This window comes from Roseimicrobium sp. ORNL1 (assembly GCF_011044495.1).
Classification (GTDB): domain Bacteria; phylum Verrucomicrobiota; class Verrucomicrobiia; order Verrucomicrobiales; family Verrucomicrobiaceae; genus Roseimicrobium.
Map to the genome: position 1 here is coordinate 1,226,335 of NZ_CP049143.1, position 13,064 is coordinate 1,239,398.

At 60.8% G+C, this 13,064-nt stretch carries 11 protein-coding genes; 4 read left to right on the forward strand and 7 right to left on the reverse strand.

Annotation, left to right across the window (positions count from 1 at the left end; genetic code table 11):
- Nucleotides 1-26 precede the first annotated feature (26 nt).
- From G5S37_RS04990 to G5S37_RS05000, 3 genes are all read left to right on the forward strand, one after another.
- The gene (locus tag G5S37_RS04990; RefSeq protein WP_165201451.1) at nt 27-311 is read left to right on the forward strand and encodes a 4a-hydroxytetrahydrobiopterin dehydratase; all 285 of its coding nucleotides are present in this window, start codon (nt 27-29) and stop codon (nt 309-311) included.
- Nucleotides 312-511: 200 nt separating this feature from the next.
- Nucleotides 512-1,279, forward strand: coding sequence for a hypothetical protein (locus tag G5S37_RS04995; protein ID WP_165201453.1), 768 nt, complete (start codon nt 512-514; stop codon nt 1,277-1,279).
- A 36-nt stretch (nt 1,280-1,315) separates the two neighbouring features.
- Nucleotides 1,316-1,636 (forward strand): hypothetical protein, encoded by a 321-nt coding sequence (locus G5S37_RS05000; RefSeq protein ID WP_165201455.1) that lies wholly within the window; start codon nt 1,316-1,318, stop codon nt 1,634-1,636.
- Between the two features lie 26 nt (nt 1,637-1,662).
- Here the strand turns inward: G5S37_RS05000 and G5S37_RS05005 are convergent, their stop codons facing one another.
- Nucleotides 1,663-2,412: an NlpC/P60 family protein gene (locus G5S37_RS05005; protein ID WP_165201457.1), complete on the reverse strand. Its 750-nt coding sequence runs from the start codon at nt 2,410-2,412 to the stop codon at nt 1,663-1,665.
- On the opposite strand from G5S37_RS05005, the gene G5S37_RS05010 reads away from it, so the two are divergent.
- Nucleotides 2,387-2,803 (forward strand): hypothetical protein, encoded by a 417-nt coding sequence (locus G5S37_RS05010; RefSeq protein WP_165201459.1) that lies wholly within the window; start codon nt 2,387-2,389, stop codon nt 2,801-2,803. The two genes, G5S37_RS05005 and G5S37_RS05010, sit on opposite strands and share 26 nt — an antisense overlap.
- A 367-nt stretch (nt 2,804-3,170) precedes the next feature.
- Here G5S37_RS05010 and G5S37_RS05015 read toward each other — a convergent pair whose 3' ends face one another.
- The 6 genes from G5S37_RS05015 to G5S37_RS05040 all read right to left on the reverse strand — a co-directional run bounded on the left by G5S37_RS05015 (nt 3,171) and on the right by G5S37_RS05040 (nt 12,901).
- A complete protein-coding gene (locus tag G5S37_RS05015; protein WP_165201461.1) occupies nt 3,171-4,730 on the reverse strand; it encodes a sialidase family protein in 1,560 nt (519 codons plus the stop codon).
- A 154-nt stretch (nt 4,731-4,884) separates the two neighbouring features.
- Nucleotides 4,885-7,077, reverse strand: a complete 2,193-nt coding sequence (gene mdoH, locus G5S37_RS05020; protein ID WP_165201463.1) for a glucans biosynthesis glucosyltransferase MdoH — start codon at nt 7,075-7,077, stop codon at nt 4,885-4,887.
- Nucleotides 7,077-7,691: a hypothetical protein gene (locus tag G5S37_RS05025; RefSeq protein WP_165201465.1), complete on the reverse strand. Its 615-nt coding sequence runs from the start codon at nt 7,689-7,691 to the stop codon at nt 7,077-7,079. Before G5S37_RS05025 ends, mdoH begins: the two co-directional genes overlap by 1 nt.
- A 108-nt stretch (nt 7,692-7,799) precedes the next feature.
- Entirely contained in the window at nt 7,800-9,332 is a 1,533-nt protein-coding gene (locus G5S37_RS05030) for a glucan biosynthesis protein G (protein WP_240914802.1), read from the reverse strand.
- Between the two features lie 193 nt (nt 9,333-9,525).
- A complete protein-coding gene (locus tag G5S37_RS05035; RefSeq protein ID WP_206026315.1) occupies nt 9,526-10,890 on the reverse strand; it encodes a DUF1501 domain-containing protein in 1,365 nt (454 codons plus the stop codon).
- Nucleotides 10,891-10,918: 28 nt separating this feature from the next.
- Complete coding sequence (locus tag G5S37_RS05040) at nt 10,919-12,901, reverse strand: DUF1549 and DUF1553 domain-containing protein (protein ID WP_165201467.1); 1,983 nt, start codon at nt 12,899-12,901, stop codon at nt 10,919-10,921.
- Nucleotides 12,902-13,064: the final 163 nt, after the last annotated feature.

Here is a 13,064-nt window from a genome sequence, read left to right on the forward strand (position 1 = left end):
CACCGGGAAGCGTGCGATGCTCGATCATGGCTGAACTGCTGGAAGAATCGAAAGTCGCCGAGCACCTCGCCACGTTGCCGGAATGGAGCAGGGAGGGCGCGGAAATCGTGCGCGTTTACAAATTCTCCAGCTACATGGCGGGCATCGATTTTGTAAGCCAGGTGGCCCATGTGGCTGAGGAGGCCAATCATCACCCGGATATGCTCGTGGGCTGGCGAAAGGTGACCGTCCGGCTCAGCACTCACAGCAAGGGTGGACTGACCAAGCTGGACTTCGCTCTGGCCAAAAAGGTGGACGGCCTGGTGGGGTGAGCGGGAACTGAGTTGATTGTTGATTGGGAAACGGAGAACTCCGTGCGGCAAGATTGAGACTGAGTCCTGACTGCAAGATATTGCTTGCAATTGCGGATCGTTCTCAGTAAAGACCGGCCCTTGCTTGGGATTGCTCCCCCTCGTTTCCGGCAAGGTGCCAGACATCTCAATCACACACACTCCTCCCTCCCTCACTCAGTATGACCAATCGTCTCCTTCGCTGGTCCTCAGGCGCTCTGCTCGCCCTGGGCCTCCTCTCCACCACCACCACCGCCAACGCGAGCGAACGCCGCTTCTCCTACAGCTACGAAACCACCGGCATGCCCAAGGGTGCCTGGGAATATGAGCAGTGGGCCACTTGGAAGAGCTATGACGACGGAGATGTTTTCCAGTTCCGTCACGAGATCGAATACGGCATCACCGACACCCTGACCCTCGACATCTACCTCGCCAATTGGGAGTATGAGAGCTTCGACGGTGAAGGCAGCGAAGCCAAATACGAGAGCTCCGGCTTCTCCCTTCGCCAGCAGTTGACCGACCCGAACAAGGCCTTCCTTGGCAGCGCTCTCTACGGTGAAGTGCTCGTGGGCCCGGAGGAAGTGGAGCTCGAAGGAAAGCTTCTCCTCCAGAAGAACGTCGGCCCCTTCGTCTTCGTGTACAACCTGGTGGTGGAAGCCGAATGGGAAGGTGAAGACCTTGGCGATCTCGACGAATCCACCGGCGTGTGGGAAAACACTTTCGGCGTCAGCTATCAGGTGACTCCGAACTTCTTTGTCGGTGCGGAAGCACTGCATGAGATCGAGTTCGAAGAGTGGAGCGAAGCCGGTGACCACGTGGTCTACCTCGGCCCGAATATCTCCTTCCGTAAGGGTCACGTGTTCGCCACCCTCGCCGGCCTGTTCCAGTTGACGGATGTGGATGGTGAGCCCGATGCGCAGGTGCGCATCATCGCGGGCATCACGTTCTAATTCGTGCGGCTGTCGCCGGTCACGGAATTCTGAATCATGAAATCACATGCCGTCCGCTGCTTGTTGCTCCTGGCAACACTGTCAGCGACGGCATGTGTGTCTTTGGAAGAGATGGCGCCTCCGGTGTCTGCTCTTCCCAATCGTTCCATCAGCAGCGCAAACACTGCGCAACTGGCGCACGGGCGGGACATTTACATCACCAAGTGCGCGAAGTGCCACAGTGTGGAGCCCGTGCTCAAGTATCCTCTTTCGCAATGGCAGCGTGAGATCCTGCCGGAGATGAGTGAGGAGACCAAGCTGAACCCGCAGGAAGTGGCTGCCGTGTCCGCGTACGTGCACGCGGTGTTTGGCAAATAGGGCGGCGCAAGGCGGCGCCCGATCGCTTATTGGCCAGCCGAGGCGCCCGCGAAGTTTTTCAGTCCCGGCACCGGCCCATAGCCATAGAAGGCGGCCTTGCCATCGCGCTTGGGCATGACGAAATCAAAAACGCTGACCCCATTGCGTCGCTGTCCGTCATAGGAGCGGCCATCACTCGCGCCGAAGACCACCGGCTTGCCGTCCTTCTTTCGTTTCCCCAAGTAGAGCATCACGTGGGAGATGGGTAGCTCGCGTGGACTGCTGGTGTCATACGTGCCGGTCCAGAAAAGCAGGTCGCCCGGCTTCAGTGCGGAAAGAGACTTGTCCTTCAAGGTGGTGGTATCCTCCGTGCGATACAGCCGGGTGTGGCGCATCACCCAGCGGCAAATCTCATCGCTCTGCCGTGGCACTTCCTTGATGCCGGAATCCTGCAGCACCCGGTACATGGTGCCGGAGCAGTCCATGCCGCCCGCTTTGGGATCCGCGGAGCCGAACTGGTAGCGGAGATTCTGCGTCGTGAGTTCCAGAGAACGGCGGATGAGTTGTTGCGTGGCGGCGGGGTAGGCATCGAAGCCCTCAATCTCCTCAGGGGTGATGCTCGAGACGGCCGCTGCTTTCTTGCCAGCTTTGGTGGGATCACGTTCGTCGGTGCCGTCCTCATCTTCAGCAGGCTTGTCTGTGCCCGTGCCCGGCGTGGTAGATTTTTTTGAGGACGGTGTGGCTTCGCTATTGCTGGTTCCGGTCTTTGCCTTGGCAGCGGCTGCCTCTCCGCTCATCTTCTTTTCACCGCCTTCAGTTTTTGAAGAGTCGGCTTCTTTCTGTTTCCCTGTCGTGGAAGCATCAGAGGTGGATTCCTTCTTGGTCTCTTCCTTCTTTGCGACGGTCTCTTTGCTGGTTCCAGTCGTCTTGTTCGCTGAGGACGTGGAGGGCTTTGGCTTCGGCTTTGTAGAAGCGGTGCTGCTGGATGATGAACTGGACGTGGTTGTCGTCGCCTTCTTCTTTGGGGTGCTACTCGTACCGCTCGCGCTCGTTTCGGACGCCTTCTTTTTGCTCGGGGTTGTTGCTTTTGTGCCAGAGCTTTCTTGTGCCGTGGTCACCGAGCCCAGGCAGAGCAGAAAAGCGAGAATGAAATTCACCACACGCATATTCAGAGTCGGTTGCTTCTGAAAATGGAACGGGTGCCGAATGCAAGATGGCTGTCCGAAAAAGCCTTACGATTTTGTGCGAAACCTTTTTTTGCACATTGGTTGTCACGGTGCTGCACAGTCGAAGCAGTTCCGCGGACTATGTCCTTAAAGGCAAACGTCCTTCCACCAAAGAGGCGGTAGGGATGCGCTCCTGCGCGTCCGACTTTAGGTGGGCGGAGGTGGTGCGGAGTCGCGGTGCGAAAAGGTCTCGTCACGTGGCATCTTCCCACCGCCTCCGCCCGCTATCTGCGGACGCGCAGGAGCGCATCCCTACCGTCCTCTTTTGTGTGGAGGGACGTTGAGATGCAGTGCGCATGGTGCATCAGGGGCTCGAATGCGTAGGCACTTTATTTCTGCGGTGGTTGCTCAGAACCTGAGGAAGAGGGACCTGCATTCCCAGGTGCCGGTGCCGGAACAGCCGATACGTAAACCGTCGTACTGGGAGCTTTGCCGGAGTAGAAGGAGAGATAGTGGGTGCCGTTGATCTCGGTGGCGTTAGCATTGCCCGCATCAAACGTGACCTTGCTGCCCGTGGCCACGATATCGGAGGCTGGCCAGTGGCTCGGATTGTCGAAGATGAACTTTGGATCGACGATGCGGCGGCGCAGCAGACCCTTGCCACGCTGATAGTAGTAGTTGCTGAGCAGTCCGGTCTTGGCGTCGAGGACGAGGCTGGGCGTGGAGCAGAAGATGTCGCCGATGTTGGTTTGCGTGCGTTTCCACGTCGCTCCGGAGTCGGTGGAGACGATCTGGAACTGAGACGGACCGGTTTCTGAGCGGGCGATGGCGAGAATCCTGCCATCGCCGAGATAGACCGCGGCGGGCTCGGTCGGCCACTGCGCTTTGGGCAGGTCAGACTCGACGGTGGTCTGCGTCCAGGTGGCGCCATCGTCCTTGCTGGTCACGATGCCCCACGCATTGGTGGGCTTGTCACTGTAGTCTCCTGCGAACCACAGTGACATGAGACCGACTGTGGGGACGGAGAAGACGTCGGTGATCTGCATGGGGCGCACGGCGAGTTTCGGCGTCGAGATGAGGGTGAATGTCACGCCATCCGTGGTGCGATAGAGATCCTGGTACCACTCCTTGCCGACGCGACGCACCCAGAGGAGCATGGCTCCCGTGGAGTCGAGCCCTTTCCCGACAGGGACATCGCCGTAACCCGGCGAGTTGGCGACCACCGTTTCCGGCGTCCACGTTTTTCCGCCGTCCGTGGAAGTGCGCGCGTAGGTGGCGCGGGCGTCTTCCCCAATCGTGTGCCCTTTGCCGCGGGTGTACACGCAGACCAGCTTGTCACCGAGGGCTTGCAGCATGGGCCACGAATTGTAGCCGCCTTCGCTCTGCACGACGTGGGCCTTTGCGGGCGCGTCCAAGGGCGTCACCTTGACCATGGCCAGGCCAGTGGGTTTGGTGAACGAGTCACCGGGATCGCCGGGCTCACGCTGGATGCGCACCCACAGGGGTGCATTCGGTACCACTTCGTAGTAGGACTCCAAAACGATGGTCCGGGTGTGAAGCGGCCCGGCGGGGAGTGGGGTATGCACCGGGGTCCCCAGGTAGTAGTGGTCAGCAATCGGTGCATTCTCCACCATCTGCGACAGATGGGCCCGATAGACATCTGAGAAGCTGGAACTCGTCTCTGCGTCGTTGGTGGTCACGACGATCTCGACTCTTACGGCAGCGCATTCGCGTGGAAGTCCGCTCACCAAGCCAGCGACCGACTGCCCCTCTGTACCGCCTGAGAGTGACCACACGGGAATGTGCACAGAGCCGCTCGACATGAGCACCAGTGAGGGTTTGCCGGTGGCGATGGAAAGGTCGTTTGCGGTCAGGCAGATGGGAGAATCCACCCCGAAGACGGGGACGGTGGCGGAAAGGAGTGCGAGGTGGAGGAGGAAATTTCGCATGCTTGTTTCAGGGTTTGCTCCGTTGGGCTTATGGAGTGAAACGCTCTGAACCTCCCTGCACCATCGCACTTTTGTGCGCAACGTTGCTTTGGTCCGAATCAGGAAGATTCGCCTACAGCAGCGGAAATGGAATCAGCTGTGCGCCACACAATGCCTAACTCGTCACACCCTTCTGCGCGAGCAGATGCGTGAACGGGTTCGGCGCCACGAGGTTGTACTGGCGGATCGCGAGCTTCCAGAAGGGGGAGAGTGTTTCCTCTGAAGAAGACCACAGCTCGTAGTGCAGATGAATCACCGTGTCCGGGTCATACAGCACGGCGGTGAGCTCGCGCTTGCTCAGGCTGTTCGGGCCCTGGCTGATGAGCTTGTGACTCAGGTGGCGGAAGTACTCGCGTGAGTGCTCCACCTGGCGACGCCGGCGCAGCAGGCTCACGTGGAGTCCATTCACATACGGGTCTAGGCACACCTGCACGAGGCCAAAACGTTGCTCCAGTTCCGGCTGCAGCGGAGGACGGGCGTGCACCTCATCGAGGTGCTCGTTCAGCGACTGCAGCACGGGTGGGGGATGAAGCTCCTCCGGGGTGACGAAAAGGCCGAAGCGTTGCAGTGTCTTTGTGCTGGAAGTCGTGATGGCAAACGGAATCGCGAGGATGAGCCCCAGCAGCACCGGACTGATCCAAAAGAGGAATTGTGTGGAGATGAAGAACGCCGCTACACCCCAGGCAATGCCAATCAAAGTGACCCAGCCAAAGGTGAGAATCGGTTCCCGCCAGTCAATGCCGCCGCCCAGCTTGCGCCGCTGCGCCACCCAACTCACGCCCTGGCCCAGGATGGTCTTCACCACGAACTGCGAGTGGAAGTACATCATGATGGGAGCCATCAGGGTAAACACAAAGGTGTCCAGGAAGCTGCTCAGCGCCGCCATCAATCGCAGCCGGATGGGCTTGAAGAGTCGGCCGGTGACCAGCTCATCAATCATGATGATGATCTTTGGCAGGAAGATGAAGGCCAGCGTGAGCAGCAGCAGGAGCTGCCCCGCAAAGGTCGCCCTGGCCATGTCCAGCGGGGACCTGTCATCGCTCGCCCCCATGATGGTGCCCAGGATGAGGAACATCAGCCACACCGGCGAGCTCACATAGCTCATGATGCCGTGGTAGAAATTCAACCGGCTGATGGGATGCCAGCCACGCGCGAAGAGCAGCCAGAAGTGCTGCATATTTCCCAAGCACCAGCGGCGGTCGCGCTTCAGCGTATCGATGAGCGTGGGCGGGCCTTCCTCGTAGCTGCCGTGGTCCGTGGCCAGCAGGCGCACCGCATAGCCCGCCTTGCGCATGAGCGCTGCTTCCACGAAGTCGTGGCTCATGATGTGCCCGCCGAAGGGCACCTTCTCAGGAAGCGGAGGCAGTGCGCAGTACTCGATGAATGGCGCGAGACGGATGATGGCATTGTGCCCCCAGAAGTTCGCCTCGCCGCACTGCCAGTAGCTCAGGCCGGAGATGAACGCCGGACCGTAGAAGGACTGCGCGAACTGCATGATGCGGCCCAACAAGGTGTCCGCGGCAATCTGCTTCGGGAAGGTCTGGAGAATGCCGATGCCGGGATTCTTCTCCATGATGCGCACCAGATTCACCAGCAGCGGCCCGCTCATCACGCTGTCCGCGTCGAACACGATCATGTAGCGATAGCGCTTGCCCCAGCGGCGGCAGAAGTCGGAGACGTTGCCGCTCTTGCGGTTGATGGGCGTGCGGCGTTTCCGGTAGAAGATTCTCCCGAAGGCATTGAGCTGGCGGCAGAGTTCCAGCCAGCCGGCCTCCTCTTCGATCCACTTGTTCGAGTCATCCGAATCGCTCAGGATGAAAAAGTCGAAGTGCTCCAGCTTGCCTGTCTTCGCGAGGGAGTTGTACACCGAGCGGATGCCCTCGAACACGCGGGTCACGTCCTCGTTGTACACGGGCACGATGATGGCAGTCGTGGCGCCCAGCGGAGCCTCCATGTCATCATTCGTGATGGTACGGAAGAGGTCGATCGGATCCGGCTTGGGCCGGTTCATCATCCAGATGCCGATGAGAGCCGTCCAGAAGCCGATGTTGAGCTGGTAATACAACGGGATGAAGACGACCAGCAGCGCCCATTCATACCAGGCCATGCCGCCGCTGTTCAGCATCTGGTACATGAGCCAGATGCCCACGACCGTACCCACGAAGACGAAGGAGAAGAACGTGGCCCTTCTCAACCGGGAGGTGGCAGGGGAGGGCAGGCCGGCGTGCGACTGAAGCTGCGCGGTGCGCGAGCCCAGGGCGGCTGTTGGTGTGGTGGACCCGGAGGGGCTGGCTACGGGGGCGCTCATTATTTCGTCAGATCATACACGAACCACAGCGCTCCCACCACGAAGGCCAGCAGGGCGACATAGCGCAGCAGGGCATAGCCGCCGCGCTCATTGGCATCTTCCTCATCCAGATTTTCAAACAGGCCCAGATCGATGGGACGCGGGGTCATCTTGGAGACTTGCAGGCGGGGACCCGAGGTGCGCACCGCAGAGCGCATGGCTTCCGTCATGTCCGGTGGCAGATTCTCGCGGTCGATGAAGAAATGCGGCCAGCGGCTGGGGCCATCGCACAGGTGGAAGCCCAACCTGCCTGACCCTTCGATCTGGCTGTCGGTAAGCTCCATGCCCTTGTAGATCTCGGAGAGCCAGCTCTGCATCATCAGGCGGGCCTGCTGGATGGCGTGGGCCGTGGGGCTGCGGGAGGGATTCTTCTCATGCTCCTCCGCCGCGCGGCGCAGCGTTTCCAGGATGAGCTGGGTACGGCGGATGCGGTTGTGCAGGCGGTAACTGCGGAAGTAGTCTGCCAGCCGGGCGTATGCCTCGTTCCAGTCCTCTTCCGAACCTGTCTTGGGCGCGAAATGAATCGTCACCGCATCCATCGGATCGGTAGAGGCTGGGGTAATGATGGGATTCACTTACTTACTTGTCAGGAGTGGAGGCAGAATACCACGCGAATCGAACGGGTGTGTTCAGATTCGCAGCTGGTGGTGATTTCGTCATCCTGAAATCGTGCTGGCGCGGCCTCAGCGCTTCCACTGGTAGGACCAGCGCTCGGAGATGGGCTTCTTGCCGTCCACGAGGTCGCAGGTCATCTCCAGGAGCTTCACGTCCGGCTGGATGTCCAGCTTGAAGAAGGCGCGGTAGCCGCCCGTCTCGGGATTGATCATCACGCGCTTGTCCAGGACCTTGGTCACCCCAGTGATGTTCAGGTCGGCATCGGGCACCCAGTCGGCGGCCTTGCCAGGAAGAGGCTTGCCCTTGCTGAAGTCCACCACAAAGAGGTAGTCATTCGGGATGTCCGGCGTGGCCACGCCCTCACCCCAGCGGGTGGAGAGCACCTTGGCGAGGTCGTGCGGCTTCTCCGCCAGCCAGGAGAGATTGTAGGCGAAGCGCAGCGGCTCCTTGGCCGTGGGCTGGGTCTCGGGCTCCCAGAAGGTCACGATGTTGTCCCAAGTTTCCTCGCCCGTGGCCAGCTCGATGAGGTGCAGCTTGCCGCGGCCGAAGCCTTCCACCGGGTCTACCCACACGGACACGCGCTCGTGGTAGCGGGCTTCGAGGTCTTGGAAGTGGGCGAACTCACGGTCGCGCTTCTGCAGGCCGAATCCCTTGATGCCCTCCAGGCTGTACACGCTCTGGCGCATCTCCTTGCCGTTGTCGAGCGGGCGCCAGATCATGGTGCCATTCTCCTGCTCAATCAGCAGGCCGTCGGAGTCATGCACCTCCGGGCGGAAGTCGAGCGGCTTCGGGTGGGTGTTCTCACCGAACCAGAACATGCTGGAGAAGGGGGCAAGGCCCAGCAGCTTCACCGGCTTGCGCAGGAAGAGGGAGCCGCTCACGCGCATCATGGTCGTCTCGCCGGGGGTCACCTCGAACTGGTAGGCACCGCAGACGCTGGGGCCGTTCAGCAGGGCGTAGAACTGGAAGACCTTCTCACCGGCCTTCGGTTGCACGAACCAGAAGTGCGTGAAATCCGGGAATTCCTCGGGCTCGCCACCCACGGTATTGATGGCCACGCCACGGGCGGAAAGGCCCCAGCCCAGCTTCGTGGTCACTGCGCGGAAGTAGCTCGCGCCCATGAAGACCATGAACTCAAAGCGCTTGTTCAGCAGGGTGTCCGGGGCCAGCAGGCGGAAGCCGGCAAAGCCTTCGGGGAACTTCACGCCCTCGGGGATCTTCAGGTCTCCGTAGTCGAAGAGATCCTTGCTGAAGGGGATGGGGGAGGGCTGGCCGGCCTTGATATCGAAGAACTCGACGGTCTTCTTCGCGGTCCAGCCGGGGTGGAAGAACTCGATGCGGTAGGAGTGCTCGATGTCGTTGTAGAGCGCCTTTTCCGGCCTGAAGCGGATCTGGCGGTGGCCGTCATACTTCAGGGTGTCGAAAAAGGGATCCAGCGGGTGCTTGGGCGGATCGTAGGGCTTTTGCGCCAGGGACGCCGCATAAGCTTCGAGGTCCAAAAAGGTGCGTATCGGCGGGGAAGCAGGGGCCTCCTGAGCCTGAATGGACGACAGCGCGCATGTCAGCGCAAGCACACCGGACAGAACTGGGCGAAATAGCATAAGATCGTTGAAAGACAGGAGGAGACCGGCACTAGGATGCCGTGGGAATGCCCAACGTCAAGAGAGGGTGGGGCACAATAAGGTTTCCCCTGCGGGAAGGTTCAATCGCGGGATCAACGGCGGAGGAGCAGCCATTTACGAGAAAAGGCGCATTCCCGTCCTCTGCCAGGAGCCTCATTTGGCGTTTCCAAGCTCACGCCAGCACCGCGCGGGGTACGCGGCCGGACACGTCCGTGAGCCGGTAGTCACGTCCTGCATAACGATAGGTGAGCCGTTCGTGATCGATGCCCAGCAGGTGGAGAATCGTGGCGTGCACATCGTGGATATGCATTCTGTTCTGCGCAGCCTTGAAGCCGAAGTCGTCGCTCTCACCATAGGCCGTGCCGCCTTTGGCCCCGCCACCAGCGAGCCACATGAGGAAGCCGTGGGGATTGTGGTCCCGGCCGTTGCCATTTTCACTCACCGGAGTGCGCCCGAACTCGCCGCCCCATACGACCAAGGTCTCATCCAGCAGCCCCCGCTGTTTCAGGTCCCCCAGAAGCGCCGCGATGGGGCGATCAATATCCGCAGCGAGTGTGCGGGTGGACTTGTCATGGTTGGAGTGCGTGTCCCAGGGCTGGCCATTGCCATAGTAGACCTGCACGAAGCGCACGCCCCGCTCCACGAGGCGCCGCGCCAGGAGGCAGCCATTGGAGAAGTGACTCTTCCCATAGAGCTCGCGCACCTGGGTGGGCTCGCGGTCGATATCAAAGGCATCCGTCGCGGCAGTCTGCATGCGATAGGCGGTCTCCATCGACTGAATGCGGCCATTCAGTGAGACGTCTGCGCCACCGCGCGCGGCCAGATGCGCCTCGTTCAGCTCTTGAATGAGATCGAGTTGTCGACGCTGATCGGTGAGCTGCACTCGTTCATTGTGCAGCCACGGGATCATCTGCTTGGGATCCAGATTGGCGTGGTTGATGTACACACCCTGATGCTGTGCCGGCAGGAAGGCGCTGCTCCACAGGATGGAAAAGCGCACGGGTTTCCCTGGGCACAGCACCACGTAGGAAGGCAGATTCTCGTTCTCATTCCCGAGGCCGTAGCTGAGCCATGACCCCATACTCGGCACGCGTTCGGTCATCGTGCCGTTGTTCATCAGCAACAAGGCGGGACCGTGATTGGGGTTATCGGTGTGGCATGAGCGGAGGACGCAAAGGTCATCGGCATAGCGCGCGAGATTCGGCAGCAGCTCGCTTACTGGCAGTCCGCTCTGGCCATGCTGGGCATAGGCATAGGGCGAGGCCAGCAAGCCGCCGGTGGGACGCTCTGTGCGCAGGTCCGCCCCTTCGGGACGCTGGCCGTTGAACTTCGTCAGCGCAGGCTTCGGGTCCAGGAAGTCCGGTCCGAACGGGCCGCCATTCATGAACAGATGGATCACCCGCTTCGCCTTGGGAGCCACGTGGGGCTGTCCGTGAATGCCCGCTGCGTGCAACGTGGAAGCGAGTCCCAAGGCTCCCAGCCCACCACCCATACGGGCCAGCGCTTCGCGACGGGAAAGGAACGGTGCGGGATTCATGGTCAGGGTTTCAGGCGTGATTCCAGATTCAATCCACGAAGAGCATCTCGTTCGCCGCCAGCAGCGCCTGGGCATACTGGGACCAGGCGATTGGATCGCTCTCGCGACCGGCGAGGAAACGTTGTGCCAGCCCGAGTTCCTTCCCCGTGGGCGCGCGCTGGAAAAGACGAGCGTATGCTGCTTGCACTTTTGCGGTGACATCCGGCGCAGGGGCTGACTGCAACCTGCGCCCCAGGACATCCGCCTGTTTGAGGATGAAGGGAGAGTTCAGCGCAAACAATCCCTGCAGGGGCGTGATGGTCTCCGTGCGCCAGGGACTGTGCGCGCCGGGGTCGGGTACGTCATGGATGCGCAGCATCGGACTCATGTCCTGCCGGTTCGAGGCGCCGTAGAGGGAGCGGCGACTGTTGGCATCATCCGAGATCAACATCGCTGGGCCACCGAGGCGCAGATCCAGGGAACCGGTCGCGGTGAGGATGGCATCGCGCCACGATTCCCAATCCAGGCGACGGCGTGACATGCGGGCCAGCAGCTTGTTGTCCGGGTCGAGACGCTCGGATTCCGGGGCCACGGAACTCTGCTGCCAGGTGGCGGAGTTCAGGATTTCACGATGCAGCCACTTGATGGACCAGCCGTGCTCGATGAAGCGGGACGCGAGGTCATCCAGCAGCTCCGAATGGCTTGGCTGGTCACCGAGGTTGCCGAACTCGCTCGGCGTGTCCACGAGGCCGCGTCCGAAGTGATGTTTCCAGACACGGTTCACCATGACCCGAGCGGTCAGGGGAGCGGCTTCTTCCGTGAGGGCTTGTGCGAGCTCAAGTCGACCGCTGCCGGTGGCAAACTTCCGCGGGCGTCCGCTCTTCGAGGGAAAGGCGCTCAGGAAACGTCGCTGCACCATTTCACCGGTGTCATTGGGATTACCGCGGCGCTGCAACTCCAGGTCGCGCGCCATGCCCATCTGGTAGTCGAGCTTGGTGCCCTTCTTGTTGCTGGCTTCGACCACATACAGCGCGGCATCTTCCACTGCATTTGCCATGGGCATATGGAAGTGTGGTGTGCTGGATTGGATGGTGGCGATCTTCTTGTCGATCTCGGCAACCTGGGCCGTGAGGTCTTTGGGCTTTTTCTTTTTCAGCTCCGCGATTTGATCCTCCAAGGTCTTGATCTCCTTGCGTGCCTTCGCCACGGGCGCCCACAACTCAGCACTCATGGTGGGGCGCTCGGAAATCTTCACGCTCGCGAAGACACCGGCGATCGCATAATAGTCCTGCGCTGTGATGGGATCGGACTTGTGATCATGACAGCGGGCACAAGCGATGGTCAGTCCCAGGAAGGTGCGGCCGATGGCATCCACATGTTCCTCCCATTCATCCGCGACGGTGGTCTTGATGATGTCGGGCGGCAGTTGCAGTTCCTTGAAATACGTGGGACTCAGACCGAGGAAACCCAGCGCATGGAGATCCTGCGGGCCACATTCGGGCAGGAAGTCGGTGGCCAGTTGCCGCACGATGAAGCGGTCGTACGGCATGTCTTCGTTGAAGGCCTGCACGACCCAGTCACGATAGAAATAGGAATACTTCGTGGACTCCAGCCAGTCCGGCGTCTGGTCCGTATAGCGCGCCAGGTCCAGCCAGTGACGCGCCCAACGTTCACCATAGTGCGGTGACTCGAGAAGGCTGTCGATGTAACGCGCGGCATCATCCGCTGAGAACTTCCGCGTTTCATCGGCTGATGGGGGCAACCCCGTCAGGTCAAACGAAAGCCTGCGTGTCAACACATCCGCAGAGGCCGGCGGTGCTGGGGTGAGGCCGGCGGCTTCCATCTTTGCCAGGACGAACTGATCGATGCGGTTTCGTGGCCAAGCTGCATTCTGCACTGCCGGCGGACTGCTGGGCCGAAGCTCCCGGAACGACCACGGGGTCGGTTTCACCGCAGGCTCATCCGCATGGGTAGATCCCACCGCTGCCAGAAGAAGGCAGCAGGCTTGCGGGAGCAGGCCATGAAAGCGCATGCGACATATACAGCGGCAAGGGGGCGTCGCTTTCAGCCGCGCGTGGATGCAGCCTACCCAACGGTGGTCTTGGCGACAAAAGTGCCAAATGCTGCGTTAGTTGAGGGAAGCTTGGGGAAGCCCGTTGCGGCCCTTCGTATCGAACGTGCCTGTCAGCGTTTTT

Bases quoted from the DNA above. Each gene is read 5' to 3' on its own strand.
- G5S37_RS05000 (WP_165201455.1), top strand. From the start codon at position 1,316: ATGAAATCACATGCCGTCCGCTGCTTGTTGCTCCTGGCAACACTGTCA.
- G5S37_RS05030 (WP_240914802.1), bottom strand. From the start codon at position 9,332: ATGCTATTTCGCCCAGTTCTGTCCGGTGTGCTTGCGCTGACATGCGCG.
- G5S37_RS05015 (WP_165201461.1), bottom strand. From the start codon at position 4,730: ATGCGAAATTTCCTCCTCCACCTCGCACTCCTTTCCGCCACCGTCCCC.
- G5S37_RS05035 (WP_206026315.1), bottom strand. From the start codon at position 10,890: ATGAATCCCGCACCGTTCCTTTCCCGTCGCGAAGCGCTGGCCCGTATG.
- G5S37_RS04990 (WP_165201451.1), top strand. From the start codon at position 27: ATGGCTGAACTGCTGGAAGAATCGAAAGTCGCCGAGCACCTCGCCACG.
- G5S37_RS05005 (WP_165201457.1), bottom strand. From the start codon at position 2,412: ATGAGCGGAGAGGCAGCCGCTGCCAAGGCAAAGACCGGAACCAGCAAT.
- mdoH (WP_165201463.1), bottom strand. From the start codon at position 7,077: ATGAGCGCCCCCGTAGCCAGCCCCTCCGGGTCCACCACACCAACAGCC.
- G5S37_RS05040 (WP_165201467.1), bottom strand. From the start codon at position 12,901: ATGCGCTTTCATGGCCTGCTCCCGCAAGCCTGCTGCCTTCTTCTGGCA.
- G5S37_RS04995 (WP_165201453.1), top strand. From the start codon at position 512: ATGACCAATCGTCTCCTTCGCTGGTCCTCAGGCGCTCTGCTCGCCCTG.